The 26,298-nt window shown below is 60.8% G+C and carries 30 protein-coding genes and 1 pseudogene; 18 read left to right on the plus strand and 13 right to left on the minus strand.

Annotation, left to right across the window (positions count from 1 at the left end):
* Positions 1 to 7 precede the first annotated feature (7 nt).
* From ACS5Q8_RS08695 to ACS5Q8_RS08705, 3 genes are all read left to right on the plus strand, one after another.
* A complete protein-coding gene (locus ACS5Q8_RS08695) occupies positions 8 to 613 on the plus strand; it encodes an arylesterase (protein ID WP_276197169.1) in 606 nt (201 codons plus the stop codon).
* 58 nt (positions 614 to 671) lie between these two features.
* Entirely contained in the window at positions 672 to 965 is a 294-nt protein-coding gene (locus ACS5Q8_RS08700; protein ID WP_247401699.1) for a hypothetical protein, read from the plus strand.
* 86 nt (positions 966 to 1,051) lie between these two features.
* Entirely contained in the window at positions 1,052 to 2,020 is a 969-nt protein-coding gene (locus tag ACS5Q8_RS08705; protein ID WP_276197170.1) for a L,D-transpeptidase family protein, read from the plus strand.
* Between the two features lie 139 nt (positions 2,021 to 2,159).
* Here ACS5Q8_RS08705 and ACS5Q8_RS08710 read toward each other — a convergent pair whose 3' ends face one another.
* Positions 2,160 to 2,411, minus strand: a complete 252-nt coding sequence (locus ACS5Q8_RS08710; protein ID WP_247401697.1) for an Lpp/OprI family alanine-zipper lipoprotein — start codon at positions 2,409 to 2,411, stop codon at positions 2,160 to 2,162.
* A 611-nt stretch (positions 2,412 to 3,022) separates the two neighbouring features.
* On the opposite strand from ACS5Q8_RS08710, the gene ACS5Q8_RS08715 reads away from it, so the two are divergent.
* Positions 3,023 to 3,304, plus strand: a complete 282-nt coding sequence (locus ACS5Q8_RS08715) for a GNAT family N-acetyltransferase (RefSeq protein WP_003189869.1) — start codon at positions 3,023 to 3,025, stop codon at positions 3,302 to 3,304.
* Positions 3,305 to 3,368: 64 nt separating this feature from the next.
* On the opposite strand, the gene ACS5Q8_RS08720 is transcribed toward ACS5Q8_RS08715, so the two are convergent.
* Together ACS5Q8_RS08720 and ACS5Q8_RS08725 are read right to left on the minus strand one after the other, a co-directional pair.
* A complete protein-coding gene (locus ACS5Q8_RS08720; RefSeq protein ID WP_247401696.1) occupies positions 3,369 to 4,445 on the minus strand; it encodes a 3-deoxy-7-phosphoheptulonate synthase in 1,077 nt (358 codons plus the stop codon).
* Between the two features lie 131 nt (positions 4,446 to 4,576).
* On the minus strand, positions 4,577 to 5,011 hold the full coding sequence (locus ACS5Q8_RS08725; RefSeq protein WP_247401694.1) for a PilZ domain-containing protein: 435 nt from the start codon (positions 5,009 to 5,011) through the stop codon (positions 4,577 to 4,579).
* Here ACS5Q8_RS08725 and ACS5Q8_RS08730 point away from each other — a divergent pair.
* From ACS5Q8_RS08730 to cysB, 5 genes are all read left to right on the plus strand, one after another.
* Positions 5,010 to 5,396, plus strand: coding sequence for a YbbN family protein (locus ACS5Q8_RS08730; RefSeq protein ID WP_247401692.1), 387 nt, complete (start codon positions 5,010 to 5,012; stop codon positions 5,394 to 5,396). The two genes, ACS5Q8_RS08725 and ACS5Q8_RS08730, sit on opposite strands and share 2 nt — an antisense overlap.
* Positions 5,393 to 6,346 (plus strand): putative 2-dehydropantoate 2-reductase, encoded by a 954-nt coding sequence (locus ACS5Q8_RS08735; RefSeq protein WP_276197172.1) that lies wholly within the window; start codon positions 5,393 to 5,395, stop codon positions 6,344 to 6,346. The genes ACS5Q8_RS08730 and ACS5Q8_RS08735 overlap by 4 nt, the downstream gene beginning before the upstream one ends.
* Positions 6,347 to 6,361: 15 nt before the next feature.
* Positions 6,362 to 7,279, plus strand: a complete 918-nt coding sequence (locus tag ACS5Q8_RS08740; RefSeq protein WP_276197173.1) for a 5'-nucleotidase — start codon at positions 6,362 to 6,364, stop codon at positions 7,277 to 7,279.
* Positions 7,280 to 7,349: 70 nt separating this feature from the next.
* Positions 7,350 to 7,850: a universal stress protein gene (locus tag ACS5Q8_RS08745; RefSeq protein WP_276197174.1), complete on the plus strand. Its 501-nt coding sequence runs from the start codon at positions 7,350 to 7,352 to the stop codon at positions 7,848 to 7,850.
* A 103-nt stretch (positions 7,851 to 7,953) separates the two neighbouring features.
* Positions 7,954 to 8,928 (plus strand): HTH-type transcriptional regulator CysB, encoded by a 975-nt coding sequence (gene cysB / locus ACS5Q8_RS08750; RefSeq protein WP_017849520.1) that lies wholly within the window; start codon positions 7,954 to 7,956, stop codon positions 8,926 to 8,928.
* Between the two features lie 5 nt (positions 8,929 to 8,933).
* Here the strand turns inward: cysB and ACS5Q8_RS08755 are convergent, their stop codons facing one another.
* Positions 8,934 to 9,422, minus strand: coding sequence for a GreA/GreB family elongation factor (locus tag ACS5Q8_RS08755; RefSeq protein WP_276197175.1), 489 nt, complete (start codon positions 9,420 to 9,422; stop codon positions 8,934 to 8,936).
* A 12-nt stretch (positions 9,423 to 9,434) separates the two neighbouring features.
* Positions 9,435 to 9,803 (minus strand): hypothetical protein, encoded by a 369-nt coding sequence (locus ACS5Q8_RS08760; RefSeq protein ID WP_276197176.1) that lies wholly within the window; start codon positions 9,801 to 9,803, stop codon positions 9,435 to 9,437.
* Between the two features lie 132 nt (positions 9,804 to 9,935).
* On the opposite strand from ACS5Q8_RS08760, the gene earP reads away from it, so the two are divergent.
* Both earP and ACS5Q8_RS08770 read left to right on the plus strand, forming a co-directional pair.
* Positions 9,936 to 11,069, plus strand: coding sequence for an elongation factor P maturation arginine rhamnosyltransferase EarP (earP, locus tag ACS5Q8_RS08765; RefSeq protein WP_465160079.1), 1,134 nt, complete (start codon positions 9,936 to 9,938; stop codon positions 11,067 to 11,069).
* Positions 11,070 to 11,118: 49 nt separating this feature from the next.
* Positions 11,119 to 11,691 carry an elongation factor P gene (locus ACS5Q8_RS08770; protein ID WP_017849516.1) on the plus strand — a complete coding sequence of 191 codons (573 nt, stop codon included), beginning with the start codon at positions 11,119 to 11,121 and terminating at the stop codon, positions 11,689 to 11,691.
* A 211-nt stretch (positions 11,692 to 11,902) separates the two neighbouring features.
* On the opposite strand, the pseudogene ACS5Q8_RS08775 reads toward ACS5Q8_RS08770, so the two are convergent.
* Positions 11,903 to 12,057, minus strand: a pseudogene (locus ACS5Q8_RS08775) (MarR family transcriptional regulator); the annotation flags it as partial.
* A complete protein-coding gene (locus ACS5Q8_RS08780; RefSeq protein WP_253394318.1) occupies positions 12,048 to 12,998 on the minus strand; it encodes a LysR family transcriptional regulator in 951 nt (316 codons plus the stop codon). The gene ACS5Q8_RS08780 and the pseudogene ACS5Q8_RS08775, both read right to left, overlap by 10 nt.
* A 108-nt stretch (positions 12,999 to 13,106) precedes the next feature.
* On the opposite strand from ACS5Q8_RS08780, the gene ACS5Q8_RS08785 reads away from it, so the two are divergent.
* Positions 13,107 to 13,856, plus strand: coding sequence for a sulfite exporter TauE/SafE family protein (locus ACS5Q8_RS08785; RefSeq protein WP_276197917.1), 750 nt, complete (start codon positions 13,107 to 13,109; stop codon positions 13,854 to 13,856).
* Here ACS5Q8_RS08785 and ACS5Q8_RS08790 read toward each other — a convergent pair.
* On the minus strand, positions 13,846 to 14,700 hold the full coding sequence (locus tag ACS5Q8_RS08790; RefSeq protein WP_276197178.1) for a LysR family transcriptional regulator: 855 nt from the start codon (positions 14,698 to 14,700) through the stop codon (positions 13,846 to 13,848). The genes ACS5Q8_RS08785 and ACS5Q8_RS08790 overlap by 11 nt on opposite strands.
* 97 nt (positions 14,701 to 14,797) lie before the next feature.
* On the opposite strand from ACS5Q8_RS08790, the gene ACS5Q8_RS08795 reads away from it, so the two are divergent.
* Complete coding sequence (locus tag ACS5Q8_RS08795; RefSeq protein WP_276197179.1) at positions 14,798 to 15,004, plus strand: DUF1127 domain-containing protein; 207 nt, start codon at positions 14,798 to 14,800, stop codon at positions 15,002 to 15,004.
* Positions 15,005 to 15,049: 45 nt separating this feature from the next.
* On the plus strand, positions 15,050 to 16,273 hold the full coding sequence (locus tag ACS5Q8_RS08800) for a winged helix-turn-helix domain-containing protein (protein WP_465160080.1): 1,224 nt from the start codon (positions 15,050 to 15,052) through the stop codon (positions 16,271 to 16,273).
* Between the two features lie 31 nt (positions 16,274 to 16,304).
* On the opposite strand, the gene ACS5Q8_RS08805 is transcribed toward ACS5Q8_RS08800, so the two are convergent.
* Positions 16,305 to 17,651: a class II 3-deoxy-7-phosphoheptulonate synthase gene (locus tag ACS5Q8_RS08805; RefSeq protein WP_465160081.1), complete on the minus strand. Its 1,347-nt coding sequence runs from the start codon at positions 17,649 to 17,651 to the stop codon at positions 16,305 to 16,307.
* A gap of 125 nt (positions 17,652 to 17,776) precedes the next feature.
* Here ACS5Q8_RS08805 and ACS5Q8_RS08810 point away from each other — a divergent pair, with 125 nt between their 5' ends.
* A complete protein-coding gene (locus ACS5Q8_RS08810; protein WP_247406229.1) occupies positions 17,777 to 18,532 on the plus strand; it encodes a spermidine synthase in 756 nt (251 codons plus the stop codon).
* Between the two features lie 117 nt (positions 18,533 to 18,649).
* On the opposite strand, the gene ACS5Q8_RS08815 is transcribed toward ACS5Q8_RS08810, so the two are convergent.
* Positions 18,650 to 19,441, minus strand: a complete 792-nt coding sequence (locus ACS5Q8_RS08815) for a crotonase/enoyl-CoA hydratase family protein (protein WP_276197182.1) — start codon at positions 19,439 to 19,441, stop codon at positions 18,650 to 18,652.
* Between the two features lie 423 nt (positions 19,442 to 19,864).
* Here ACS5Q8_RS08815 and ACS5Q8_RS08820 point away from each other — a divergent pair, with 423 nt between their 5' ends.
* A complete protein-coding gene (locus ACS5Q8_RS08820; protein WP_276197183.1) occupies positions 19,865 to 21,538 on the plus strand; it encodes a DEAD/DEAH box helicase in 1,674 nt (557 codons plus the stop codon).
* Between the two features lie 71 nt (positions 21,539 to 21,609).
* On the opposite strand, the gene ACS5Q8_RS08825 is transcribed toward ACS5Q8_RS08820, so the two are convergent.
* Positions 21,610 to 22,377 carry a DODA-type extradiol aromatic ring-opening family dioxygenase gene (locus tag ACS5Q8_RS08825; protein ID WP_465160082.1) on the minus strand — a complete coding sequence of 256 codons (768 nt, stop codon included), beginning with the start codon at positions 22,375 to 22,377 and terminating at the stop codon, positions 21,610 to 21,612.
* 102 nt (positions 22,378 to 22,479) lie between these two features.
* Here ACS5Q8_RS08825 and ACS5Q8_RS08830 point away from each other — a divergent pair, with 102 nt between their 5' ends.
* Complete coding sequence (locus ACS5Q8_RS08830) at positions 22,480 to 23,136, plus strand: thiopurine S-methyltransferase (protein WP_465160083.1); 657 nt, start codon at positions 22,480 to 22,482, stop codon at positions 23,134 to 23,136.
* A 71-nt stretch (positions 23,137 to 23,207) separates the two neighbouring features.
* Here the strand turns inward: ACS5Q8_RS08830 and htpX are convergent, their stop codons facing one another.
* Both htpX and ACS5Q8_RS08840 read right to left on the minus strand, forming a co-directional pair.
* Positions 23,208 to 24,095: a protease HtpX gene (gene htpX, locus ACS5Q8_RS08835; RefSeq protein ID WP_017849408.1), complete on the minus strand. Its 888-nt coding sequence runs from the start codon at positions 24,093 to 24,095 to the stop codon at positions 23,208 to 23,210.
* Between the two features lie 304 nt (positions 24,096 to 24,399).
* Complete coding sequence (locus tag ACS5Q8_RS08840) at positions 24,400 to 25,611, minus strand: pyridoxal phosphate-dependent aminotransferase (protein WP_017849409.1); 1,212 nt, start codon at positions 25,609 to 25,611, stop codon at positions 24,400 to 24,402.
* Between the two features lie 202 nt (positions 25,612 to 25,813).
* On the opposite strand from ACS5Q8_RS08840, the gene msrB reads away from it, so the two are divergent.
* Positions 25,814 to 26,206, plus strand: a complete 393-nt coding sequence (msrB, locus tag ACS5Q8_RS08845; RefSeq protein WP_426099420.1) for a peptide-methionine (R)-S-oxide reductase MsrB — start codon at positions 25,814 to 25,816, stop codon at positions 26,204 to 26,206.
* The last annotated feature ends 92 nt before the right edge of the window (positions 26,207 to 26,298 follow it).

Raw genomic sequence — 26,298 nt, forward strand, 5'->3', positions numbered from 1 at the left:
GAATCCGATGCGAATGTGGTTTTTGAGTGCTGGCCTGGCCTTGATGTGCATGGCCCAGAACGCAGCGGCGGGTACGGTCCTGATCGTTGGCGATAGTATCAGTGCCGGTTTCGGACTGGATACCAGTAAAGGGTGGGTAGCCTTGCTGGGACAACGGCTCAAGCACGAAGGTTTCGACGATGAAGTGGTCAACGCGTCCATCAGTGGCGACACCAGTGCCGGAGGCCTCGCGCGACTGCCGGCGGCGCTTGCAGAGCATAAGCCAGTCCTGGTGATTATCGAGCTGGGCGGCAATGACGGCCTGCGCGGACAGCCGCCGGCGCAATTGAAACAAAATCTTGCGTCGATGATCGAGCAGTCCCAGGCGGTCGGCGCCAAGGTGTTGCTGCTGGGCATGCAGTTGCCGCCTAACTACGGTCCGAAATACACCACGGCGTTTACCGGGGTCTACGCGGCGCTGGCCAAGGAGAAGAGCGTGCCGTTGGTGCCGTTTTTTCTCGAAGGCGTGGGCGGTCATCCCGAGCTGATGCAGGCCGATCAACTGCATCCTGCGGTCGGCGCCCAGGGCAAGTTGCTGGAAAATGTCTGGCCGACGCTAAAACCGCTGTTATGACGCTTTTCTACCGGCAGGCTTTCGGCTAAGGTGGCGCCCCCCCGATTTGGAGCCCTCGATGTCGCGTCCTGCCTGGTCCCTGTTTAATTACCAACTGATCGAGCCGGACGAACAGCTGGATCTGTTCGCCTGCCAGGAAGTCCGGGTGCATTTGGTCACGCGTCAATTGGAGCTGGGCGGCACGATCGATCGCACGCTCTGTGGCACGTTGTTGCCGGCTCAGCCACGCTGGTCGGCGGTGGACCGCTCGATCTTCCAGGACCAGCGCCTGTGCCCCCTGTGCCGTGCCATTCTGGAGTCGCAAAAGCGTGGCACGCCGCCGATCTGGCCGGAACTGCGCTTCGAGTTGTAAGGGGGGCTAAGAGCTTGCAGCTAGAAGTCCACTTCACGTATACAATCGTTTTTTACCTACACGTTGTTCTGCGAAGGATTTTCCGGATGTTGTCGCGCCTTTCCGTCGTCACCTGCTGCCTGTCTCTTGCCGCCCTGTGTGCGGCGGGTTCCGCAGCAGCCTTGCAGTTGCCCTTGCCGCCACCGGGTGAAGACATCGTTGGCCAGGTCCAGGTGATCAAGGCCAAGTACGAAGATACTTTTGCCGACCTGGGCAGCACCTACGACCTGGGCTACTCGGAGATGGTCGCCGCCAACCCGGGCGTCGATGCCTGGTTGCCGGGCGCTGGCACCGAGATCGTTTTGCCGACGCGGTTTATCCTGCCACCGGGCCCCCGCGAAGGCATCGTGATCAACCTTGCCGAGTACCGGCTCTACTATTTCCCCAAGGGCCAGAACGTGGTCTACACCTTCCCGCTGGGGATTGGTCGTGAGGGCTGGGGTTCGCCGGTCGCCCATACCACCATTGTCGCAAAAACGCCGAACCCGACCTGGACCCCGCCAGCCTCGATCAAGGCTGAGCATGCCGCTGAGGGCGACCCGTTGCCTAATGTCGTCCCTGCTGGCCCGGACAACCCTTTGGGCCCGTTCAAGTTCTCGTTGGGCACGCCGGGTTACCTGATCCACGGTTCCAACAAGAAGTTCGGTATTGGCACGCGTACCAGCCACGGCTGCTTCCGCATGTTCAACAATAACGTGCTGGAAATGGCCAGTATGGTGCCGGTGGGGACGTCGGTGCGGATCATCAACGATGCCTACAAGTTCGGTAACAGTGGTGGCAAGGTTTACCTGGAAGCGCATACGCCTCTGAACGATGACGGCACCCCCTCGGTGGTCGACAAGCACACGGCAGTGATCAACGCCCTGCTCAAGCGTGAAGACCTGGCCAATCATCTGCGGGTGAATTGGGATCAGGTGCGTGATGTGGTGGCTGCCGAAGATGGCCTGCCGACTGAAATCGGTATGCCGGGCCCGGCGCCGATGGTGTCGAGTACGCCGATCGACCTGCAGCAGTAAGCCTGCTTGGTCCAAAGCCCGCCTCGGCCTTGCGCCGCGGCGGGTTTTTTATTGCCTGCCGCCGCAGGGCTCGCGAAATTCCGGCAATAAAAAAGCCGATCCAAAAATGGATCGGCTTGATAACAACCCCGAAGGATTATTACTTCTTGCTAGCTTTTTCAAGCATGCGCAGAGCGCGCTCGTTAGCTTCGTCAGCAGTCTGTTGTGCTTTTTGAGCAGCAGCCAGAGCTTCATCAGCTTTACGGTAGGCTTCGTCTGCACGAGCCTGGGAGCGAGCTGCTGCGTCTTCAGTTGCAGTCAGACGAGCTTCGGTTTCTTTGGAGACGCTGCTGCAACCGGTAGCCAGAACTGCGGCCAGGGCGATAGCAGAGAATTTCAGAACGTTGTTCATCGTGTTCCCCTTCAAGGAATTTCAATTAGATAGCTACTATCTCAGAGTGAGCTAATAGCCGGCGTACATACTACTCATTACTTGTAGTAAGTAAACTGACCTAGCGCAAGAAGCAAAAAAAAATGCCGTGCCGAATCTACTTTAGCTAATCTTTTGGAGGATTGTATAAAAAGTGTTCGGTTTTTTGCAGTCTGCTGAAGATTGGACCCCGCCTGAAAGGGCCGGCCCGCATGTGTCAAGCCTCCTAAATAGATGAAAATCTATATATCGGGGCTAACACTTTTGTACAGGTTGACTTTGCCAAACCCTGCATCTTTTGCGCATGTAGAGGTGACTTTAACAGCGCCAGTTCGTCTCAAGCTTCAACTGCCGGCAATGTTCAGGCTTTCGGTCACCGATTGATCGAGGCCCTTTCTATATCCGCCAGCGCCCGGGAGGACGAGTGCGTCTTGAGCAATTTCAGGATTGCTGCCTACTATTCTCTACGTGCTGGTTGTAAGCGCTCAAGGTTTTCTCGTTGTCGAAACCGGCACGGGGTGGCGTAGATGTTCCTTCGCCGGAAAAACATCGGTAAGGTAGGGGTCAGAATCCAAGACCCGCGAGGAGTAGTGATGAGCGAGGCGTTGTCCATCCACCATGACCAGGCTGGTCATCAGTTCGAGACCAATGTGGACGGTCATCGTGCCTACCTGACGTATATGGACCTCGGGAAACAAACCTTGGACATCTACCGGACTTTCGTGCCCAACGCACTGCGAGGCCGTGGCATTGCGGCCGCATTGACCGAGGAAGCCTTGAAGTTTGCCGAAGAGGCCGGCTACACGGTGATCCCGTCGTGCTCTTACGTCGAACGCTACATGGAGCGCCACCAGCGCCATGCCGCCAAGCTGTAAGGCATCAACCGCAGCATAAAAAACGCCGGGCTTAGCCCGGCGTTTTTGTATGCCCAGATCAGACTCAGGTACGTTTGCGTAGGGGCAATACGTCCTTGAGCTTGGCGTGCATGCTGCGCAGAGTGGTCTCGGTGGTCGACCAGTCGATGCAGGCATCGGTGATCGACACACCGTACTGCAAATCGGCCAGGTTTTTTGGAATCGCCTGGCAGCCCCAGTTCAGGTGGCTCTCGACCATCAGGCCGATGATCGACTGGTTGCCTTCCAGGATCTGGTTGGCGACGTTTTCCATCACCAGCGGCTGCAGGGCCGGGTCCTTGTTGGAGTTGGCGTGGCTGCAGTCGACCATGATGTTTGGCTTGATCTTGGCCTTGTTCAGCGCCTGTTCGCACAGCGCAACGCTGACGGAGTCATAGTTGGGCTTGCCGTTGCCGCCGCGCAATACCACGTGACCGTAGGCATTGCCCTTGGTGGTGACGATGGAAACGCCGCCTTCCTGGTTGATACCCAGGAAGCGATGCGGGCTGGAGACTGATTGCAGCGCGTTGATCGCCACGGTCAGGCCGCCGTCTGTGCCGTTCTTGAAGCCCACGGCCGAGGACAAGCCCGACGCCATTTCGCGGTGGGTCTGGGATTCGGTGGTGCGCGCGCCGATGGCCGACCAACTGATCAGGTCCTGCAGGTACTGCGGGGAGATCGGATCAAGGGCTTCGGTGGCGGTGGGCAGGCCCATTTCGGCCAGGTCCAGCAGCAACTTGCGACCGATGTGCAAGCCGTCCTGGATCTTGAACGAGTCGTCCAGGTATGGATCGTTGATCAGGCCTTTCCAGCCGACGGTGGTGCGCGGCTTCTCGAAATAGACGCGCATGACCAAGTACAAGGTGTCGGACACTTCTTCGGCCAGCGCCTTGAGGCGCTCGGCGTATTCGTGGGCAGCCTTGAGGTCGTGGATCGAGCACGGCCCGATTACCACGAAGAGGCGGTGGTCGGTGCCGTCGAGAATGTCACGAATGACTTCGCGACCCTTGGTGACGGTCTGCAGTGCAGCGTCGCTCAGGGGTATTTCGCGCTTGAGCTGATCGGGCGTGATCAGGGTCTCGTTGGATTCGACGTTCAGGTCGTTGATCGGTAAATCAGCCATCGTGTTACTCGTCAGGGTCACGGGTGCCGGCCGCCAGCCATTCCCGTGCGGCGGAGCACAGCATGATTTGAATGCAGGGGGGAGGAACCTTAGCGCGTAATACCGGCCCGCGACAATGGGCAAGGCCCGCTTTAATCCAGCGCCGGCGCCACAAACGCCTCATGGGAGAACTCACCGGCGTGCCGCGCTACCCACTCGCGGGCCATGCTTTCGAACTGCTCGGGCGTCGACTCGGCGTCTTCGTGCTGGCGGCAGTAACGTTCTATCCGGCATGCTTGCTCACCCATGCGTGCGCCGAACAACGCATGTTCATCGGTGAACGAGATGCCGACACGATAGCCGTTTTCCACCTTGCGGCACCATGCCACATAGCCCGGATAGCGGGCCCCGGCGCCCAGGGATGGGATATGCAGATCAACCGCCGTACCCTTGCGCCAGGCACGCGGGCAATTGCAGGCGATGCCACCCAGGCCGATAGTGTGCAGGCGTTGGCGGGGAATGGGAGGGGAGGGACGTTGGATCAATAGGGCAGCGACATCATCAGGATGAGGTAAAAAACGACCCATGTACACGGACTCCGAGCACCGTCCAGTCGACGGCGGTGGCAGCAGTATAGTGAAGGAACAGGCATTGACCGACCTGGATATTGACCAGCAATTGCTGGGATTGCCAGGCATTTCGCTCGTGGTGTTCACCAGCGTGGGCTGTTCCAGTTGCCGTTGGGCGCATCAGCAACTACCGGGCTGGCATTTGCCGGTGGATCGGCTGTGCTGGGTGGATGCCGGGCACAACGGTGGTGCGGTGGAACGTTACCAGGTCTTTCATTTGCCGGCGTTGTTCGTGGTGTGCGAGGGTCAATTCCTTGGGCAAATACAGACACGCCTTACGCCTTCCGACCTTACCAACGCTATTCATCAAGCGCTTACCCGTACTCCAGAGGATTTGCCATGACCGCATTGTCACCACGCATTGGCATTATCGGCACCGGCGCCATCGGTGGTTTCTACGGCCTGATGCTGGCGCGAGCCGGCTTCGATGTGCATTTCCTGCTGCGCAGCGAATACGCAGCGGTCAGTGAGCGCGGCCTGCGTCTCAACAGCAGCGTGTATGGCACCTTGCACCTGAACCCCGTGCAGGCCTACGCCCGCGCCGCCGACATGCCGCCGTGCGACTGGCTGCTGGTGGGGACCAAGTCCACGGGCAATGTCGACCTGGCCCCGACCATCGCTCAGGTCGCGGCGCCCGACGCCAAGGTGGTGTTGCTGCAAAATGGCCTCGACGTCGAAGACAGCCTGCGTGAACACCTGCCGGCTTCCCTGCATCTGCTCGGCGGGCTTTGCTATATCGGCGTACACCGTTCTGCCCCCGGCGTCGTCGAGCATCAGGCGTTGGGCCGGGTCAACCTGGGTTATCACAGCGGCACCGCCGCCAACGACGAAGCGCGCCAGAAGGCGATTGTCGAAGCCGGCGCCGCGTTGTTTCATCAGGCCGGCATCGAGTCTCAGGCCATGGCCAACGTACACCAGGCGCGCTGGCACAAGCTGGTGTGGAACGTGCCTTACAACGGCCTCTCCGTGCTGTTGGGCAGCGGCACTACTGCGATGATGGCGGATGAGTCCAGCCGCGAACTGATCCAGGCGCTGATGGCCGAAGTGGTGAAGGGCGCCCACGCCTGTGGCCACGACATTGCGGCCAGCTATGCCGAGCAAATGTTCGCCATGACCGAAACCATGGACGACTACCTGCCCAGCATGTACCACGACCATCTCCATAAACGCCCGCTGGAACTGGCGGCGATCTACGCCCGCCCACTCGCCGCCGCCAAGGCTGCCGGCTGCGAGTTGCCGCGAATGCAGGCGCTGTATCAGGCCTTGAGTTTTATTGATCGGCATAACCGCTGATTGGGGGGAACCACCATGGCAAAGGGATTGGGCGACAAGCTGGTACTGGCGATTTCATCGCGGGCGCTGTTCGACTTGAGTGACAGCCACAAGGTCTACCTGGCCCAAGGCGTGGAGGCCTACCGCAAATACCAGATCGAGCACGAAGAAGAAACGCTCGAGCCGGGCGATGCCTTCCCGCTGGTCAAGAAACTCCTGAGCCTCAACGCCAGCCTGGGCCGGGCCCGGGTCGAGGTGGTGCTGGTGTCGCGCAACAGTGCTGACACCGGCCTGCGCGTGTTCAATTCGATCCAGCATTACGGCCTGGACATTTCCCGCGCCGCTTTCGTAGGAGGGCGTAGTCCATATCCTTATTTGGCGGCGTTTGGATGCCATCTGTTCCTTTCGACCCATGCTGAAGACGTGCGCAGTGCGCTCGATGCCGGGTTTGCGGCAGCGACGATTCTGTCAGGCGGCGCGCGCAGGGCATCGAGCGAGGAGCTGCGGATCGCATTTGATGGCGATGCGGTGTTGTTTTCCGACGAGTCGGAGCGCGTTTATCAACTGGGTGGGCTGGAAGCGTTCCAGGCCAGCGAGCGCGAATCGGCACGCCAGCCGTTGCATGGCGGCCCCTTCAAGGGCTTCCTCGCGGCGCTTAACTTGTTGCAGCGTGAGTTCCCGGAAGAGGCGTGCCCGATCCGCACCGCGCTGGTCACCGCCCGGTCGGCGCCGTCCCACGAGCGGGTGATTCGCACCTTGCGCGAGTGGGATATCCGCCTGGACGAGTCGTTGTTCCTCGGCGGCCTGGAAAAATCTGCGTTCCTGGAGGCGTTCGCCGCCGACGTTTTTTTCGATGACCAGGCCGGCCATTGCGAGAAAGCCAGGGAGGTGGTGGCCACCGGGCATGTGCCCCATGGCATCAGCAATGAGGTGAAGATTCAGACGTCGAGCTAAGTCAGTCGGATTCCCCGAGGCGCTGCTAAGCTCATTCAATCTCCGCCATCCTGGCTGTCCAGGAGGTTTTATGATCCGGTCGATGCTGTATGCCACGGACCTCGGTCTGTATGCGCCTTATGTGATGCAACATGCGCTGGCACTGGCGCGAACGTTCAAGGCTGAGCTGTCGGTGATTCATGTGGTCGAACCCATGGGGCTGTTCGCCGAATCGGTGTTGCAGAGCTACCTTGATGAAAAGGCTCTGAACGAATGGCAGAGCCAGGGCCTGAGCACGGTGATGGCGACGATCGAGCAGCGGGTGCTCGACAGTTTTCGCGAGGAGCTGGTGGACGGCGAACAAGACTTGCAATTGATCCACTCGGTGCGGGTGATCCAGGGTGACCCGTGCGAGGTGATTCTCGACCAACTGCGTAAACTTTCCGTGGATCTGTTGATCGTAGGCAGTCACAGCCACGCAACTGCCGCGGCCACCCCCCTTGGGCGCACCGCTGCACGGGTGTTGCAGCTGTCTCCGGTGCCGGTTTACCTGGTGCCGTCGTTACAACGTCAACGCAGTGATGACGTGTGAAGGGAAGGGTCGATAAAAAGTTCTAGATTTATCTGTCTAACCTTTAATATAGTTATATACCGTCGCTGATACCCGTGGCGTCTATCTGCTTTGAGGGACACATATGAAGCTTCAACAACTGCGCTACATCTGGGAAGTGGCGCACCACGATCTCAACGTTTCCGCTACCGCTCAAAGCCTCTACACCTCGCAACCGGGTATCAGCAAGCAGATCCGCCTGCTCGAAGACGAGCTGGGTGTCGAAGTGTTCGCCCGCAGCGGCAAGCACCTGACCCGCGTCACCCCAGCCGGTGAACGCATTATCACCACTGCCGGCGAGATCCTGCGCAAAGTCGAGAGCATCAAGCAGATCGCCCAGGAGTTCTCCAACGAGAAGAAGGGCACCCTGTCGATCGCCACCACCCATACCCAGGCCCGTTATGCATTGCCGCCGGTGATCCGCGATTTCATCAAGCAATACCCGGATGTGGCCCTGCACATGCACCAGGGTTCGCCGATGCAGATTGCTGAAATGGCCGCCGACGGCACCGTCGACTTCGCGATTGCGACTGAGGCCTTGGAGTTGTTCGGCGACTTGGTAATGATGCCGTGCTATCGCTGGAACCGTTGTGTGGTGGTGCCGCAAGGCCACCCACTGGCCAAGCTGCCGAAGCTGACCCTGGAAGCCCTGGCGGAATACCCGATCGTGACGTATGTGTTCGGTTTTACCGGCCGCTCCAAGCTCGACGAAGCCTTCAGCCATCGTGGTCTCACGCCCAAAGTGGTGTTCACCGCAGCCGACGCCGACGTGATCAAGACTTACGTCCGCCTGGGCCTGGGCGTGGGGATCGTCGCCAAGATGGCGGTCGACACCCAGCTCGATAAAGACTTGGTCGTGCTCGACGCCAGCGAGTTGTTCGAGTCCAGTGTGACCAAGATCGGTTTCCGTCGCGGCACGTTCCTGCGTGGTTTCATGTGCGACTTCATCGAGAAATTCGCCCCGCACCTGACGCGCGAAGTCATGGCCAAGGCGATCCAGTGCCACAACAAGCAGGAACTGGAAGAGTTGTTCGACGGCGTAGAACTGCCCGTCCACTGAGTGGTTTATTTGGCCTCGGTAACCGTAAAGTGTTGCCGGGCGCCCGCCACTAGAATCTCCACCTCATCACCTTCGAACTTGCCCAGCAGGCTGTTGCCCAGGGGCGAGCGCGGGGTGATGACGGTGACCGGTTGCCCCACCACCTCCACTTTCAAGCCCGCCGCATCCGGCGCCAGGAACAACCATTGCTGGCGACCGTTTTCGTCTTCCAGGCCCACTAGCGCGCCGACTTCTATCCCCCGTTGTGCATCGTATGCACGCAGCTGCAGTTGCAGGTTCTGGCACAGCGTCAGCGACTGCTTGATCTCCTCGACCCGCTTGGCCTGTCCGGCCGCCAGGTATGACGCTTCCAGCCCGAGGGTGTCGTATTTGTTTTCCGCGATGTTTTCTTCATGGGTCGCGGTTTCGTAGGCGGTCTGCGCGGCGCGCTGGGCGATGTCGAGGTCGACGCTGAGTTTTTCCAGGATCAACTGGAGGACGGCGTGTTTATTCATGGTTGGGTTTGATCATTCGCAAAATTGCAGGACATTCGCCCGGCTCTTTTCATTGGGCGCGTTCTGGTCCTGTTGCAGCCAGAACTGGCATTTGGGGTTGGACAGGTTGCGCGCGTTGTTGCGAGCCTGATCCAGGGTTTGCTGTTGTTCCTGCTTGCGCAGGTTCTCTTGATACTGCTCAAACATGCGGTTCGGCGGTTCCGGTGCAACCGGCGTGGGTTTGCCGAGTTGTTGAACGGCCTGGGCGACGGGCGCCAGGCTTTGCGGGAACAGATAACGAGACGCCAGCCAGGTGGTCAGCGCAATGGCGATAAACCCCAGCCACACGCCCAGGGCGATGGCGAGACAAAGCTTGAACAGCGACAGCGGGCGGTCAGACATGGCGGTCTCCTGGCGGGCATTTGCGGTGTGGCGGCGATTGTCGCACAGCCACCGTGCAGAATAATCGCGATCAAGCCTTCTGCATCGGGGCATTTATGCGGACAATCGAGCCTTTGAGCGTTGGAGCCCGGAATGAAAGCCCGCTGGGATATTTTTTGCAGCGTCGTCGACAACTACGGCGACATTGGCGTGACCTGGCGTCTGGCCCGGCAATTGGTAGTGGAGCACGCGTGTGATGTGCGCTTGTGGGTCGATGACCTGCGGGCCTTCGAGCGCATGTGCCCGCAGATTGATGTGCAACGGGAGCAGCAATGGCAAGAGGGCGTCGACGTGCGTCATTGGCCAGCGCAGTGGTCGTCCACGCCATCGGCGGATGTGGTGATCGCCGCGTTTGCCTGCCAGTTGCCGCCTGAGTATATGGAGGCGATGGCCGAGCGCGAGCGTGCGCCGTTGTGGATGAACCTGGACTACCTGAGTGCCGAAGACTGGGTGGTGGGGTGCCATCGCCTGCCGTCGGTGAAGTTCAAGGGCGTGCAGAAGTACTTCTTCTTTCCCGGCTTTCGGTCGGGCACCGGTGGCCTGTTGCGTGAGGCGGGGTTGCTGCAACAGCGCCAGGCGTTTCAACAGGATGCGCGCGCACAGCAACAATTCCTGCAAAGCCTGGGCGTATTTCCCGCAGCCGATGCGCGGTTGATGTCGCTGTTCGCCTACGAAAATGCCGCGCTTGCCGGTTGGCTGGACGTGTTGGCGACGGACGGGCGTGCGACTCATCTGTTGGTGCCGGAAGGGCGCATCCTCGGCGACATGCAGCGCTGGCTCGGCGTGGATCGGCTGGCGGCGGGCGATGTTTATCAGCGCGACGCCCTGACCGTGCAGGTGCTTCCGTTCGTGCGCCAGGAGCAATATGACCGCCTGCTGTGGTGTTGCGAGTTCAACGCCGTGCGCGGCGAAGACTCCTTTGTTCGCGCTCAATGGGCCGGGCGCCCGTTGCTGTGGCACATCTATCGTCAGGACGAAGACATCCACCTGGACAAGCTCGACGCCTTTCTGGAGCTCTACACAGCAGCCCTCTCGCTGGAGGCAAAAGCCGCAGTGGTGGCTCTTTGGCATGCCTGGAACACCGAGGGCGATATGGCCCAACCTTGGAAAATGCTGCTGGCACACTGGCCGGAAGTGGCTGCACACGCCGAAACATGGTGTCTGGAACAGGGCTTGCAGGCGGATCTTGCGACGGCGCTGGTACAGTTTTATGAAAGTTGGATATGATACGCCACCTTGATTTTTGTAAACCCCATCCAAATTTCGGATATACGCAATGAAAACTGGTAAAGAACTGAAACCCGGTATGGTAATCCGTATCGACAACGATCCTTGGTTGGTTCAGAAAGCTGAGTTCACCAAGTCGGGCCGTAACAGCGCGATCATGAAGACCAAGCTGAAAAACCTGCTGACTGGTTACAAGACCGAAACCGTTTACAGCGCCGATGACAAGCTGGACGACGTGATCCTCGACCGTAAAGAAGCGACCCTGTCCTTCATCAGCGGCGACGCTTACACGTTCATGGACACCACCGACTACACCATGTACGAGCTGAACGCTGAAGATATCGAAGCCGTTCTGCCGTTCATCGAAGAAGGCATGACCGACGTCTGCGAAGCTATTTTCTTCGAAGACCGCCTGGTTTCCGTAGAGCTGCCGACCACTATCGTGCGTAAGGTTGCCTACACCGAAGGTTCCGCTCGCGGCGACACTTCGGGCAAGGTCATGAAGCCTGCCAAGCTGGCTAACGGTACTGAACTGCAAGTGGCCGATTTCATCGAAATCGACGACCTGATCGAGATCGACACCCGTGAAGGTGGTTCGTACAAAGGTCGCGCCAAGAAGTAATTCTGGCCCCTCCGATACGAAAAAAAGCCCGACCTTGAGTCGGGCTTTTTTGTGGGCGTTTAGTTGTCACTTCAGGTGTGGCTTCAGCATCATCCGATGCTTGCCGCACCGCCGGCACTTGGCTGGACGGCGCGCAGTTGACGAGCAGTACGGGTCAGACGGTGACGTGCAGGCGCACGTCGACGTTGCCACGGGAAGACTTGGTGGCAGTGTCGCCCAGGCTTTGCGCGTGACTGAGCAAGCTCTCGGCTTCCAGGTGCTTGAGCAAGGGGGCAGGCAGTGCGGATTGCTGATTTCGCCGACGGTCAAACCATCCTCTTCCCACAGCATCAACATGGCCAGTTACTGCGGATAGGTCAGACCAAGCCGCTTTGCAGTGCCAGGTCCCAGGGCGGCACCGGGCTGAAGCGGGATTTAAGGTATTCGAGCAACAAGCGGCTGCGCGCATTCGGCTGTTGTTCCAGGCGCAGCGCGTAGATGCCGGTGGTTTCCGGACTGGGCAGGCCGTTTTCGCAAAACAGCGGCAAGAGTTCGCCGCGAACCAGATATTCACTGGCCAGCCAGGTGGGCAGGTGCGCGATGCCCAGCCCGGCCAGGGCGCCGGAGAGCAGGGCTTCGGCGTTGTTGGCGCTCATGCGGATGCGTTGCGGGCGATAGGTGGCGCGGCGCCCGTCCAGTTCGAAGCGCCAGGCGAACATTGGCGCCAAGCCATCCCAGTCCAGCCCGTCGTGTTCGCTGAGGTCTCGCGGATGGGTCGGCGTGCCACGGTTTTTCAGGTAGGCCGGGCTGGCACAGGCAATGCGCACGATACTGGCCAGCGGCGTGGCGATCAGCCGGGTGTCGACGATATGCCCGGCGCGCAGCACCAGGTCGACCTTGCCCAGGTGTGCGCCCTGCATGTCCACAAAGCTGTCGATCAAATGCAGGTGTACATCCAGCCCAGGGTAGACGTTCAGGAAGTCGGCGATCACCGGCGCCAGATGCCGTCGACCGAACGCCGCCGGTGCATCTACGCGTATCAAGCCCTCCGGCGCATGGCTCAAGGACACCGCTTCCGCCCGTGCCAATTGCAACTCGGTGACGATGCGCCGCGCACGCTCGGCGAACGCCAGGCCGGCCGGTGTCGGCAGCACCGCATGGGTGCTGCGCTGGAACAAGCGGCTGCCCACCGAACTTTCCAGGCTATCGATACGCCGGGCCACTGCCGAGGGCGTCAGCGGATGGCGACGTGCGGCGGCGGAAAAACTGCCGGTTTCCAGCACATCGAGAAACAGGCTGAGTTGATCGGTCAGGATATTCGGGTTCATCGGTCGACGCTTATGCGAGATTGGCACAGCCATTGTGCGTTGCTGTGCGTATCCGCGCCAGAGCGGACTGCGTAGCATGCAAGGCCTGGGATTGTGGAGTAATGCGTGGTGTTGGATTTAGCGATGTACCTGGTATTAGGCGCGGCATTGGGCACGGTGGGCGGCCTGTTTGGCATTGGCGGCGGGTTGATTGCCATCCCGGTGCTCGGCGTGCTGTTCGGCCTCGATCAGCAGATCGCCCAAGGCACTGCGCTGGTGATGGTGGTGCCCAACGTGATGCTCGCGCTGTGGCGTTATCACCAGCGCAATCGCATTGAATTGCGCCACGCGTTGCCGCTGGGGGTGATGGGTTTCAGCTTTGCCTGGCTCGGTTCGATCTGGGCCGTGGGCCTGGACGCCGGCGCGATGCGCATCGGCTTTATCGCTTTCCTGGTGGTGCTGTCGGCCTACAACCTGTTGCGCATGTTCACGCGCAATGCACCGCCGACGGCACAGATGCGGTATCCCTGGCCGTGGCTCGGCGTATTGGGTGCGGTCTCCGGCTCTATGGGCGGCTTGTTCGGTGTCGGTGGTGCGGTGGTCGCCACGCCGGTGCTGACCAGCGTGTTCGGCACCACCCAGGTGGTGGCCCAAGGTTTGTCCCTGGCCTTGGCGTTGCCCAGCACCGGGGTGACCCTCGTCACCTACGCTTGGCACCACGAGGTGGACTGGATGGTCGGCGTCCCCCTGGCGGTCGGCGGCCTGCTCAGCATCAGTTGGGGCGTGAAGGTCGCCCACGCCCTGCCGGAGCGCCTGTTGCGCGGTTTGTTCTGCGGTTTCCTGGTGGTGTGCGCGGTGATGCTGACGTTTAAAGTTTGAAGCCTTCGATGATGTATTCCGCCAGGCAGTCGGTGATGGGCGATGTCATCAGCGGGTTACGCAGCAAGCGCAGATTCATCGACGGCAAGGGTGGAAAACCGTCGTCACTGCCGAGCACGCGCAGGTCATCGGTCACCAGGCTTTCCATGCTGACCATCGCCGCCAGGCCAGCGCTGACCACGGCCTGGATCGCCGCCCCGTTGGAGCTGTGGTAGGCCAGGCGATAATCCCGACCGGCCGCATCCAGTGCGGCACGCGCCCATTGGGTGTAAAGGCAGTCGGAGCCGGACATCGCCAGCGGCAGGGCATCGTGCTCGTCCACGCAGAAGCACGGCGCCGCCGCCCACACCATGCGCTCGGTGCGTAGCAGTTCGCCGAGATCATTGCCGGGCTCGCGGCTGATCACCGTCAACGCCAGGTCGCGCCGTTGCATCAGCACCGTTGACGCCTCGCAGTGCATTTCGATCTGGATCAACGGGTATGCCTTGGAAAACTGTTTCAGAATCCCTGGAAGGAAGCGCATCACATAGTCGTCCGGGGTGCCGATGCGCACCAGCCCGACCATATGCGGTTCACGCAAGGTGTTGAACACCTCGCTGTGCAGTTTCAGGATGCGCCGCGCATACCCCAGCAGCACCTGGCCCTCGGGCGTCAGCCGCACTTGCCGGCCGTCGCGTTCGAACAGCTTGCGCTGCAGCACGTCTTCTTCCAGGCGCTTCATCTGCATGCTGACCGCCGATTGGGTGCGATTGACCTGCTCGCCGGCACGGGTAAACCCGCCCTGATCGGCGATGGCGACGAAGGTGCGCAGCACATCGGTGTCGATGCTCGGGTACGCGGTCAATTGATCAATCCTTGAGATGTATTACATAAGAAACATTCGTTGGATTGATCATATCCCCCGGCACACACTCGCGTCATCCCCAAGGGAGGGCGAGAAGATGAAAGGTCAAACAGGTTTTGCAGGATTGGCAAAGCGGCCGCTTTGCGGGCTGCTCCAGGCGGTTGCGCGGTGGCAGGCATTGCATCATGAGCGTCGGTTACTGGCGACACTGAGCGATGCGGCTCTCAAGGATATCGGGCTCAACCGCGCCGACGTGGAGCACGAAACCCATCGGCATTTCTGGGAAGACCCGCTGCGAAAATGACCGAAGATGCAGTAGGGTAGTCGCCAAGTTCATAGGGAGATGCCCATGCTCGCCGACCTGTCTTTTTCCCTCAAGCAAGCGCGGCGCATGGCACTGGCCGCGCAGGGGCTTTCCGGGCGCCAGGCGCCCGCGTTGATCAAGGCCACGCACCTCAACCGCTTGATCGAACGCCTGGGCGTGGTGCAGATCGATTCGGTCAATGCCGTGGTGCGTTCCCATTACCTGCCGTTGTTTTCCCGCCTGGGCCAGTACGCCCCGTCATTGCTTGAGCAGGCGGCCTGGAGCCAGGGTCGACAGCGTTCGTTGTTCGAATATTGGGGGCATGAAGCCTCGTTGTTGCCGATGGCACTGTACCCCTTGATGCGCTGGCGCATGGAACGGGCAAAACAGGGCCAGGGCATCTATGCGCAGATGGCGCGTTTTGGTCGCGAGCAGCAGGCCATCATCCAGCGCGTCTTGAAGACCGTCGAACAACAGGGCGCCCTGGGCGCGGGCAGTCTGTCGACCCGCGAAGAGCGCGCCGGCCCCTGGTGGGACTGGAGTGATGAAAAGCACGCGCTGGAATGGCTGTTCGCTGCTGGCCTGGTCACGGTTGCCGGTCGGCGCGGGTTTGAGCGGCTCTACGATTTACCTGAGCGCGTCATTCCCGGCGACCGGCTTCACCAGGCCCCGCTGAGCGAGGCCGAGGCTCAGCGCGGTTTGCTGCTGCACAGCGCGACCGCGCTGGGCGTCGGCAGCGAAAAAGACCTGCGCGATTACTTCCGTCTGGAGCCTGCCGACACTCGCAGCCGCTTGGCCGAGCTGGTCGAAGACGGCCAATTGCTGACGTGCCGGGTGCAGGGCTGGAAGCAGCCTGCCTATTGCCTGCCGGAGCCGAAAGTACCGCGCAAGGTGCCGGCCAGTGCACTGCTGTCGCCGTTCGATTCGCTGATCTGGGAGCGCAGCCGCACCGAGCGACTGTTCGATTTCCGTTATCGGCTGGAGATCTACACCCCTCAAGACAAACGGGTGTACGGCTACTACGTGCTGCCGTTTCTGCACAACGAGCGCATTGCCGCGCGCGTCGACCTGCGCGCCGAACGTGCGCACGGGCGCCTGGCCGTGCATGCGGTACACGAAGAAGAGCCGGGGCTGGATGAGGAGGGGATGCGTGCGTTGGCGCTGAACTTGCGGCAAATGGCCGACTGGCTGGGCCTGGAACAGGTGCAGCTGAATTGCCAGCGGCCGAGTGGCGGCCGACTAAGGGCGGCGATGCTCACACAACTGTAGGAGCGAGCAAGCTCGCTCCTACAGAATGGGGTCATCTTTTTACTTGCTTCAACGTTTCGGCGATCAGGAACGCCAGCTCCAACGACTGATCGGCATTCATCCGCGGGTCGCAGTGGGTGTGGTAGCGGTCCGACAAGCCGTCTTCGGTGATGGGCCGCGCGCCGCCGATGCATTCGGTGACGTTCTGCCCAGTCATCTCGATATGAATCCCGCCGGCATAGCTGCCTTCGGCCTCGTGTACCTGGAAGAACGCCTTCACCTCGCCGAGGATCTGCGCAAAGTCGCGGGTCTTGTAGCCGCTGCTGGCCTTGATGGTGTTGCCGTGCATCGGGTCGGAGCTCCACAGCACCTGCTTGCCCTCGCGCTGTACGGCGCGAATCAGCGCCGGCAGGTGGTCGCCGACCTTGTGGGCACCCATGCGTGCAATCAGGTTCAAGCGGCCGGGGTCGTTGTCCGGGTTGAGGATGTCGATCAGGCGGATCAGGTCCTCCGGGTTCATGCTCGGGCCGACCTTGACCCCGATCGGGTTGTGTACCCCGCGCAGGAACTCGACGTGGGCGCCGTCCAACTGACGGGTGCGATCACCGATCCACAGCATGTGGGCCGAGCAGTCGTAGTAGTCGTTGGTCAGGCTGTCGCGGCGCACGAAGGCTTGTTCATAGTTGAGCAGTAGCGCTTCGTGGGCGGTGAAGAAGCTGGTTTCGCGCAGTTGCGGCGAGCTGTCCATGCCGCAGGCGCGCATGAAGGCCAGGGTTTCGTCGATGCGGTTCGCCAGTTGGCTGTACTTCTCGGCCAGTGCGGAGTTGGCGATGAAGTCCAGGTTCCACTTGTGTACCTGATGCAGGTCGGCAAACCCGCCCTGGGCGAAGGCGCGCAGCAGGTTCAGGGTGGCGGTGGACTGGTGGTAGGACTGCAGCAGGCGCTCGGGGTCTGGCACGCGGTTTTTTTCGTCGAAGCCGATACCGTTGACGATATCGCCACGGTAGGCCGGCAGGGTGACGCCATCGATGGTTTCATCGTTGGACGAGCGCGGCTTGGCGAACTGGCCAGCCATGCGCCCGACTTTCACCACCGGGCAGCCGGCGGCGAAGGTCATCACGATGGCCATCTGCAGCAGCACCTTGAAGGTGTCGCGGATTTTTGCGGCGGAAAACTCGGCAAAACTCTCGGCGCAGTCGCCACCTTGCAGCAGGAAGGCGCGACCCTGGGTCACCTCGGCAAACTGACGGCGCAACTCGCGGGCCTCCCCGGCAAACACCAGCGGCGGGTAGCTGGCCAGGCTCTGCTCCACCTGCAACAGGTGCGCAGCGTCCGGGTACTGGGGTTGTTGCTGGATCGGCAGGGCGCGCCAGCTGTCGGGGCTCCAGGGTTGGCTCATCGTGAACTCGATAGGGTGATTGACGGTCGGGCGTCAATGTTATCAGCAATTAGTGCGTGACCTGTTGCCGCTGGTTGGCCGACAATCGCGCCTTTGCCGTGGGGTTAGACCCTTTAGGAGTTGAGATGACCGAGGAGCGTGTCGAGCGCCTGCTGGCCGAGGTCCATGATGACTTCGGCATTGTCCGTGTGCTCGAAGTGGCCGATTACCGTTTTCTCGAGTTTGGCGACGCCATCGAGCAAAGCTGCGTGTTCACCGCCGACCCGAGCTGGCTGGAGTACGACTATACCCGTGCGATGCTGATCGGTGCGTTGTGCCATGAGCAGCCGGAGAGCGCGTTGTTCCTCGGCCTGGGCGCCGGCACGCTGACCCAGGCGTGCCTCAAGTTCCTGCCGCTGGAGGATGTCGAAGCCATCGAGTTGCGCCCCGACGTGCCGCGTCTGGCCATTGAGTACCTCGGGCTGGACGACGATCCACGCCTGTACATCCGCATTGGCGACGCTCTGGAATTGCTCGAAACCGCTGAAACGGCCGACCTGATTTTCGTCGACCTGTACACCGACGTCGGCCCCGGCGTCGGGCACCTGGCCTGGACCTTCCTGGAAAATTGTCAGAAGAAACTCAACCCCGGCGGTTGGCTGGTGATCAACCAGTGGGCCACCGACGATGGCAAGCCCTTGGGTGCGGCCTTGTTGCGCGGGTTGTATCACCGGCATTATTGGGAGCTGCCGGTGAAAGAGGGCAATGTGATCCTGCTGGTGCCTTCGGAGCTGGATCAGGAGCTGGACCATGCCGCGCTCTCAGCTCGCGCCGAGGCGCTGGCGCCGCGACTGGGCTATTCGTTGCAGGCGCTGATCAAGGCTATTCGGCCAGCCACCTAGTTGTCTGCGCGGGCGTCATCGCGAGCAAGCCCGCTGCCACATCGACCGCATTCCTTCAGGATGTGCTCGGTCAAATGTGGGAGCGGGCTTGCTCGCGATGACGCCCGCGCAGACAACTCAAATTCCCCTGAATACCCCTGGGCGCTTCTCGAGCATGGCGCGCACGCCTTCCTTGGCGTCTTCGCTGTTGAGCAATTGCTCGACCACTGGCGGTAATGCGGCCGCCGCGACGGCTTCGCCCTCCAGGCGCGCCAGGCGGGCCGACATCAAGGTGGCCTGCACGCCGAGCGGTGCCTGGCGTGCGATGCGGCTGGCCAGTTCGATGGCGCGCGGCAGCAGGTCTTCGCTGGCCATCACCTCCTGCACCAACCCTAGGCGCAGGGCTTCGTGGGCATCGAACTCATCGCCGGTGAGCAGCCAGCGCATTGCGTTGCCCCAGCCGGCAATCTGATGAAAGCGCAACGTCGCACCGCCAAATGGAAAGATCCCACGTTGTACTTCCATCTGCGCGAAGCGGGTGTTGCTCGCGCAGAGATTGATATCCGCCGCCAGCATCAGCTCGATACCAAGGGTCAGGCAGTAGCCCTGGGCGGCGACGATCACCGGTTTGCTGACCCGTGGGCCGGCGAACACGCCCCAGGGATCGCAGCCCCCGAGTGGCGGTTGCCAACCTCCTGCCATCACCCCACTGACGTTGGCCAGGTCCAGTCCGGCGGTGAAGTGGTCGCCGTGGGCGAACACCACGGCCACCCGCGCATCGTCATTTCGATCAAATTCGCCATAGGCCCGGCTGAGTTCGTTGAGTAGCTCCAGGTTAAAGGCATTGCGCTTGGCGACTCGATCCAGGCCCAACAGCAGGACATGATCCTTGTATTCACGGCTGACGAGGCTGCTGCTGGCTTGATTCATCGGGTGTGCCCTCGGGCGCAGGGAAGGGTTTCGGACCAAAGGGTCTGAGTGGACGGGTGAACCGTTTAAGCGTTTTAACCAACAAGGCCGGGCACTTGAAAAATAGACCTTGGCGCTCATCTGCGCAAAGACGGTGAAGCAGCGCGGTTTATCGGCGCTTTGCGATAAAAAAAGCTCCCTTTTTCAGCTATTTCCGGTATAGTGCGCGCCGGCCTTTAACCGGGCCGCGTTTAGGTAGCGCAATTCCCCGAAGTCAGCTTCGGCTGCACGTCCGTACAGCGGACTCTTCCTTGACGAATCTTTTTCATTCATTCGTTTTCGCAAATCCCCGCCGACAAAGCAGCCAGGGCGACTCTTGAGTCTCAACACGGCACGCGCAGCTTTGGAGCATGGGTCTTTGCGGATGCACTTAGAGGCAGACCCATGACCCAGGAAACCGGCGGCTTCGCCGCTTTTAATCTTAACCCGAACATTCTTGCTGCCGTCATTGCGACTGGCTACGAAGAACCTTCGGCGATTCAGCAGCAATCGATCCCGATCATCATGGCCGGCCATGACATGATTGGCCAGGCGCAAACCGGTACCGGTAAAACCGCCGCGTTCGCCCTGCCTATCCTGCACTGCATCGATCCTGCTAAGCGCGAACCGCAAGCCCTGATCCTGGCGCCAACTCGTGAGTTGGCGCTGCAAGTAGCAACCGCTTTTGAAACCTACGCCAAGCAAATGCCGGGTGTAACCGTTGTTGCCGTTTACGGCGGCGCGCCGATGGGTCCACAACTCAAGGCTATCCGTAACGGCGCACAGATCGTTGTCGCCACCCCGGGCCGTCTGTGCGACCACCTGCGTCGTGACGAGAAAGTCCTGTCGACCGTGAACCACCTGGTTCTGGACGAAGCTGACGAAATGTTGAAACTGGGCTTCATGGATGACCTGGAAGTCATCTTCAAAGCGCTGCCAGCAACCCGTCAGACCGTGCTGTTCTCGGCCACCCTGCCGCAGTCGATCCGCGCCATTGCCGAACGCCACCTGCGCGATCCGCAACATGTGAAGATCCAGACCAAGACTCAGACCGTTACCGCGATCGAACAGGCTCACCTGTTGGTTCACGCTGACCAGAAGACCTCGGCTGTATTGAGCCTGCTGGAAGTTGAAGACTTCGACGCCCTGATCATGTTCGTGCGCACCAAGCAAGCGACCCTGGACCTGGCCAGTGCCCTCGAAGCCAAAGGCTACAAAGCCGCTGCGCTGAACGGCGACATCGCCCAGAACCAACGTGAGCGCGTGATCGAGTCGCTCAAGGATGGCCGTCTGGACATCGTTGTGGCGACCGACGTTGCTGCGCGTGGCCTCGACGTTCCGCGTATCACCCACGTGTTCAACGTTGACATGCCTTACGATCCAGAGTCCTACGTTCACCGTATCGGCCGTACCGGCCGTGCCGGTCGCGAAGGTCGCGCACTGCTGCTGGTGACGCCACGTGAGCGTCGCATGCTGCAAGTGATCGAGCGTGTGACCGGTCAGAAGGTTGCTGAGGTCCGCCTGCCGGATGCCCAGGCCGTTCTCGATGCCCGCATCAAGAAACTGACCAACAGCTTGTCGCCGCTGGTGGCTGACGCTGAATCGACCCACGGCGAGCTGTTGGATCGTCTGACTGCCGATATCGGTTGCACCCCGCGTGCCCTGGCTGCAGCCCTGCTGCGCAAGGCGACCAACGGTCAGGCCCTGACCCTGGCAGCGATCGAGAAAGAACGCCCACTGGTACCGAACAACGCTCCGCGCGGTGATCGTCCAGAGCGTACTGGCGACCGTCCGGACCGTGGTGATCGTGAGCGCCGCGCTCCGGTGCCATTGGCCGAAGGCCGTGCTCGCTGCCGTACCGCGCTGGGCGCGCGTGACGGTATCGCCGCCAAGAACCTGCTGGGCGCTATCCTCAACGAGGGTGGCCTGGCACGTGAAGCCATCGGTCGCATCCAGGTCCGTGACAGCTTCTCCCTGGTGGAGCTGCCGGAAGACGGTCTGGAAAAACTGCTGACCAAGCTGAAAGACACTCGCGTTGCCGGTAAGCAGCTCAAGCTGCGTCGCTACCGCGAAGATTGATCTGCCTCTGGGCTGATTGATCGCACATAAAAAATCCCCGACTGGTTTGGGGATTTTTTTTGCCTTGGTTTTCAGCCGAAGCGATAGATGTCCATGCCCAGCGCGCCCATGGTGAAGCCTTGGTGCGCCACGCTGAAGTCGCCTCCGGCGCCCCGCGCAAAGTAGAGCGGCAGCAAATGCTCATCGCTGGGATGGCTGCGCACGGCGTTGGGCGCCTGGCGGCGATAATCGTGCAATGCGGCCTCGTCGTTGGTCGCGAGCTTGTCCACCATCCAGTCACGGAACGCCCGCGCCCACGGTTCGATGCTTTCGGGCCCGGCGTGCCAGTCCAGCTCACCGAGATTGTGGGTGATGCTGCCGGAGCCGATCAGCAACACGCCTTGTTCACGCAGGCCGGCGAGGGCGTGACCGACCCGGGTCTGCAGGGCAGGGCCCATACGGCTGGGCAAGGACACTTGCACCACCGGGATATCCGCCGCCGGGTACATCAGCGACAGCGGCACCCAGGTGCCGTGGTCTAGGGGGCGGCGCTCATCGATGCGCGCACTCAAGCCATCGGCGTGCAGTAACTCGACGATGTCGCGCGCCAATTGCGGGTCGCCCGGCGCTGGGTACTGCACGGCAAACAGTTCGGCGGGAAAGCCGCCGAAGTCATGCAGGGTTTCCGGTGCGGCGCTACCGCTGACCAGCAATTCCTGGCTTTCCCAGTGCGCCGACACCACCACAATCGCCTTCGGCCGTGGCAGTTCAGCCGCCAGGCGCTGAAGGGCCGGGCCGCTGGCGCCGGGTTGCAGGGCGAGCATGGGCGAACCATGGGAGATAAACAGAGTGGGGAGCATAAGAAGGGCCCTCAGGGTTAACATGCCCTATCTTCAATCAGATCAATGATCTAAATCTAATATAAGTTTTAGCGCTTTTTGATCGAATTTTTAGGGTGATGTATGGACTCTCAGTTTTGGCGGGAGCGCTGGGCGCGCAACCAGATCGGCTTTCACTTGCCCGAGGTCAACCCGTACCTGCAACGGCACTGGCCGCGGCTGGCCCTTGCGCAAGGGGCAAAGGTGCTAGTGCCTTTGTGTGGCAAGAGCCTGGATCTGGTATGGCTGGCGAGCCAAGGGCATCGTGTGCTCGGGGTGGAGCTGTCGGAGCAGGCGGTTGAGGCATTCTTCAGCGAGCAGGGGCTGACACCGCGTATCAGCCAGCACGGCGTGTTCAAGGTGTACCAGGCGGATGTGATCGAGGTGTGGTGCGGTGATTTTTTCGCGCTGGACGCGGATGCGTTGCGCGATTGCACGGCGATTTATGACCGCGCGGCGTTGATCGCGTTGCCGCCGCTGATGCGGGCGCGCTACACCGAGCACCTCAATGTTCTTCTGGGGGCTGGTTGTAAGGGGTTACTGATTACCCTCGACTATGACCAGGCGCAAAAGGCCGGCCCACCGTTTGCGGTGACCGATGATGAGGTGAAATTGCTGCTGGGGGCGCACTGGGCGCTCGAAGTCGTTGAGGAGCAGGACGTCCTGGGTGAGAGCTGGAAGTTCGTTCAAGACGGCGTAACCCGGTTGGAAGAGCGAGCCTACCAACTCACAAGGCGCTGATTAGGGGGCTGGCGAGGCGCCCACAAAAAAGGGGCGATCAGATCGCCCCTTTCCGTTTCGCTGCCAAGCGGTCAGCCGCGACGACGCAGTGCGTCAATCCGCTCTTCCAGCGGCGGGTGGCTCATGAACATGCGTGCCAGGCCCTGCTTGATGCCGCCGTTGATGCCAAAGGCGGTCAGGCTGTCCGGCATATGCACCGGCAGGCCCTGTTCGGAGCGCAGGTGCTGCAAGGCTGCAATCATCGCCCCGGTGCCGGCCAGGCGGGCGCCGGCTTCGTCTGCACGGAATTCCCGCTTGCGCGAGAACCACATCACGATCGCGCTGGCCAGGAAGCCCAGCACCAGTTCAGCGAAGATGGTCGCCACGTAGTAGGCAATGCCGCGGCCTTCTTCGTTCTTGAAGATCACCTTGTCGACGAAGTTGCCGATGATCCGCGCGAAGAACATCACGAAGGTGTTCACCACGCCCTGGACCAGCGCCAGGGTGACCATGTCACCGTTCGCCACGTGGCCGATTTCGTGGGCCAGCACCGCCTTCACTTCATCGTAAGAGAAGCGCTCCAGCATGCCCTGGCTCACTGCAACGAGCGCGTCGTTCTTGTTCCAGCCGGTGGCAAAGGCGTTCGCTTCATAGGCCGGGAAGATCCCGACCTCGGGCATCTTGATACCGGCCTCGCGGGACAACTGCTCGACGGTCTGCAGCAACCATTGCTCATGCCGGGTGCGTGGCTGAGTGATGACCTGGGTGCTGGTGCTCATCTTCGCCATCCACTTGGAGATGAACAGCGAGAACAGCGAGCCGGCAAAACCAAAGACCGCACAGAAGATCAGCAGCTGATTGAGGTTCAGATCAACCCCGTTGGCCGCCATGAACCCGTTGAAGCCGAAAAGGCTCAGGGTGATGCTGGCAATCAGCACGACCGCCAGGTTAGTGGCCAAGAACAGCAGGATGCGCATCATGGTTGTAGAGTTCTCCTCATGCTAAATATGTCGCGTACTGCGGGGTATATAAGGTGCGGCCTGGGGTGATTCAACCGAGCGACTATTTCAAACTGTGTCCTACAGCCTGAAGGTAGAGTCTTGAAGGGAATTTCCCACCTGCAATCCTCCGTCTGATCAGCCTCTTGTTGCCCCGCGGCCCTTTGATTATAGGGGGCAAGCGCCGGGAGAGGGGCAACCGCAGTGCTGCGCGGGAGAATGGGCAGAGAAGTGTTGCCAGATAATCGCTGTACGACCAGATCGCGGTCGTACAGCGGCATAGTCGTTACTGGCGATAGGACTTGAGGAAGTTGCCGATGCGACCGATGGCCATGTCCAGGTCATCCACACGCGGCAAGGTCACCACGCGGAAGTGATCCGGCCACGGCCAGTTGAACGCCGTGCCTTGGACCACCAGCAGCTTTTCCGACAGCAGCAGGTCGAGCACGAACTTCTCGTCATTGAGGATCGGGCAGACTTTCGGGTCGATGCGTGGGAAGGCGTACAGCGCGCCCATCGGCTTCACGCAACTGACGCCGGGAATATCGTTGAGCAGTTCCCAGGTGCGGTTGCGTTGCTCCAGCAGGCGGCCCTGTGGCAGTAGCAGGTCGTTGATGCTCTGGTAACCGCCCAGGGCGGTCTGGATCGCATGCTGGCTCGGTACGTTGGCGCACAGGCGCATATTGGCCAGCATGTCGATGCCTTCAATGTAGCTCTGGGCGTTGTGCTTGGGCCCGGAGATGGCGACCCAGCCGGAGCGGAAACCCGCCACGCGGTAAGACTTGGACAAGCCGTTGAAGGTCAGGCACAGCAGATCCGGCGCCAGGGAGGCGGTGCAGATGTGGACGGCATCGTCGTAGAGGATCTTGTCGTAGATCTCGTCGGAGAACACCACCAGGTTGTGCTGGCGCGCTAGCTCGAGCATGCCCAGCAGCACTTCCCGCGAGTACACGGCGCCGGTGGGGTTGTTCGGGTTGATGATCACCAGGGCTTTGGTGTTCGGGGTGATCTTGGCCTTGATGTCGGCCAGGTCCGGGAACCAGTCGGCGCCTTCGTCGCACAGGTAGTGTACCGGGCGGCCACCGGCCAGGGTCACCGCAGCGGTCCACAGCGGGTAGTCCGGTGCCGGCACTAATACTTCGTCGCTATTGTTGAGCAAGGCCTGCATCGACATCACGATCAGTTCGGACACGCCGTTGCCCAGGTAGATGTCCTCGATGCCGACACCTTCGACCTGCTTCTGCTGGTAATACTGCATCACCGCCTTGCGCGCACTGAACAGGCCTTTGGAATCGCTGTAGCCCTGGGCGGTGGGCAGGTTGCGGATCACGTCCTGGAGGATTTCGTCCGGCGCTTCGAAACCAAAGGGCGCCGGGTTGCCAATGTTCAGCTTGAGGATGCGATGGCCTTCCTCTTCCAGGCGTTTGGCGTGCTTGAGCACTGGGCCGCGAATGTCGTAGCAGACGTTGGCGAGCTTGTTCGATTTGCTGACCTGCATGGCGATGTGATCCTGAAAATGAACGATCCAGACGGTGCGGCGCCTACCGTGCTGAGAATCCTGCGTTGGTCGCACCCATAAATACGTTTGAATGCAGCTAACGCGGGTGCCAGACTGCCGGGTTGAAGAGGCGCAATCATACGTGCCGCCTGATCCCTGGAAAAGACACAGATCAGGGTTTTTCAGTTGCCGAGGTGTACTGATGGAAAAGCTGCAGAAAACCATTGATGAATGGAAAGCGATGCTCGATCCGGAGCAATACAACGTGTGCCGCCTGAAGGGCACCGAACGGCCGTTTTCCGGCAAGTACAATGCCACCAAGACCGACGGTGTGTATCACTGCGTCTGCTGCAATGAGCCGCTGTTCGACTCTACGACCAAATTCGATTCCGGCTGCGGCTGGCCTAGCTTCTACGCACCGATTGGCGAAAACGCGATGATCGAGATCCGCGATATCAGCCACGGCATGATCCGCACCGAAGTCACCTGCGCCAAGTGCGATGCACACCTGGGGCATGTGTTCCCGGACGGCCCGGAGCCGACCGGCCTGCGCTATTGCATCAATTCGGTGTGCCTGGACCTCGTACCGCGCTGAGCATGAGTCGCCCCTGTGTCTTGTGCAGGGGCGATGTATACCGGGTTATCAGTTTGATCAATTCAATTGCGCACAATTAAATTGCTCGCTAT

The sequence above is a fragment of the Pseudomonas sp. PAMC25584 genome (assembly GCF_058135675.1).